The 2,416-nt window shown below is 67.8% G+C and carries 1 protein-coding gene; it reads right to left on the bottom strand.

Translation table 11 applies throughout. The features are described 5' to 3' along the window. Positions 1 to 2,416: type I polyketide synthase (locus FGF04_RS12465; RefSeq protein WP_408055612.1), on the bottom strand; the 2,416-nt coding region annotated here is incomplete at both ends.

The following is a 2,416-nucleotide window of genomic DNA, read 5'->3' as shown; positions in this document are numbered from 1 at the left end:
GTGCAGGGTTTGGATGCTCTCGCCGAAGCGGACGGCTTCGCGGATGTGGCGTACCCAGTAGTCGGGTGTGCAGAGGTCTTCGGGGTTGGCGAGGGTGCCGGTGAGGTTGGAGATCAGGGGGATGGTGGGTGGGTGGTAGGTGATCTGTTCGGCCACCTCGCGGAAGGCGTCGAGTATGGGGTCCATCAGCGGGGAGTGGAAGGCGTGCGAGACGCGCAGGCGCCGGGTGTGCGCGAACCGCGCCGCGACCTGCGCGACCGCTTCTTCCGCACCGGAGATCACTACCGCGTCGGGGCCGTTGACAGCCGCGATCGTCACCCGCTCCACACCCACGAGTGCGGCTGCGACGTCGTCTTCGGCGGCTCGTATGGCGATCATGGCGCCGCCGGTGGGCAACTCGCCCATCAGCCGTGCGCGTGCTGTCACCAGCGCACACGCATCCGCCAGGGAGAACACCCCCGCCAGGTGTGCAGCCGCCAGTTCACCAACTGAATGCCCGGCGACGTAGTCGGGGCGTACGCCCCATGATTCCAGTAGTCGTCCCAGTGCGACTTCGAGTGCGAACAGTGCCGGCTGCGTGAACTCGGTGTCGTTCAGGCGGCCGTGGTCCTCTGCCTCTTCTGCGGGCCACATGATGTCCTGCAGAGGCAGGCCCAGCTCTGCAGTCACCTCGTCCAGGGCGCGGTTGAACACCGGGAAGGTGTCGTACAGCTCCCTTCCCATTCCGAGTCGTTGGCTGCCCTGGCCGGAGCAGAGGAATGCCAGCTTGCCGGGACGGACCGAACCCGCCACCACGTTCGCCCCGGTGCGTCCCTGGGCGACCTGGGCCAGTCCGTCCAGCAGCCCGGCACGATCGGCGGCAACGACCACGGCCCGGTGTTGCAGTGCGGTGCGGGTGGTGGCCAGTGAGTATCCGACGTCGACCGGGTCCAGGTCCTGTTCGGTGACGTGGGCCGTCAGTCGTGTGGCCTGTTGCCGTAGCGCTTGTTCGGTGCGGGCGGACACCACCCACGGCACCACCGGTAGTGTTGGGCCGGACCGCTCGGCCGTCTCGGCGATCTCCGTCTCCGCAGCTTCTTCGATGATGAGGTGGGCGTTGGTGCCGCTGATGCCGAAGGCTGAGATGCCTGCTCGGCGCGGGCGGTCGTTATCGCGTTCCCAGGGTTGGGTTTGGGTGAGGAGGTGGACGGCGCCTGTTGACCAGTCCACGTGTGTGGAGGGCTCGCTCACGTGCAGGGTCGGGGGGAGCAAGTCGTGGCGCATGGCCATGACCATTTTGATCACGCCTGCTACGCCGGCGGCGGCTTGAGTATGTCCGATGTTGGATTTGAGGGAACCCAGCCACAACGGCCGCTCCTCGGGGCGTTGTCCGTACGTGGCCAGCAGCGCCTGGGCCTCGATCGGGTCGCCCAGAGTGGTGCCGGTGCCATGTCCCTCGACGACGTCGACCTCGGCCGGTGTCAGGCGGGCGTTGGTGAGTGCCTGGCGGATCACGCGTTGCTGTGCAGGGCCGTTGGGAGCGGTCAGACCGTTGGAGGCACCGTCCTGGTTGACCGCCGAACCCCGGATGACGGCCAGGACCCGGTGACCGTTGCGCCGTGCGTCGGAGAGCCGCTCCAGCATCACCAGACCGACACCCTCGGACCAGGCGGTGCCGTCGGCGTGGTCGGAGAAGGATTTGCAGCGGCCGTCGGGTGCCAGGCCGTGTTGGCGGCTGAATTCGATGAAGGTGTCGGGGGTGGACATGATGGTGACGCCGCCGGCGAGGGCGAGGGTGCATTCGTTCTGCCGTAGGGCTTGGGTGGCCAGGTGGAGGCTGACCAGGGAGGAGGAGCAGGCGGTGTCGACGGTGAGGGCGGGGCCTTGGAGGCCGAGGGTGTAGGCGATGCGGCCGGAGATGATGCTGCCTGCGCCGGCCGCGGTGGGGTAGTCGTGATACATCACTCCCGCGAACACTCCCGTCGGGGTGCCTTTCAGTGATGCGGGCACGATCCGGGCGCGTTCCAGTGCTTCCCAGGACACTTCCAGCAGCAGCCGCTGCTGCGGATCCAGCTCCCGCGCCTCCCGAGGCGAGATCCCGAAGAACTCCGGATCGAAACCGGCCGCATCCGCCAGGAAGCCGCCCTCGCGCACATAACTCGTCCCCGGGCGCGACAACTCCGGGTCGTAGAGCCGTTCCAGGTCCCAGCCCCGGTCGGTGGGAAACGGCGCCACCCCGTCGACGCCTTCCGCGACCAGCCGCCAGAGGTCTTCGGGGCTGTTCACACCGCCTGGGTACCGGCATGCCATGCCCACGATCGCTATCGGTTCGTCGGTGTTGGTGCTGGATGCCTGTGGCGATGTACTGCTGGTGCTGGGGGTGGTGTGGAGGTGGGTGTGGAGGTGGTGGGTGAGGGTGGTGATGGTGGGGTGGTCG

Origin of the sequence: Streptomyces apricus (genome assembly GCF_008369065.1) — a bacterium.
Classification (GTDB): Bacteria; Actinomycetota; Actinomycetes; order Streptomycetales; family Streptomycetaceae; genus Streptomyces; species Streptomyces apricus.
This window is presented reverse-complemented; position numbering and strand designations above follow the sequence as displayed.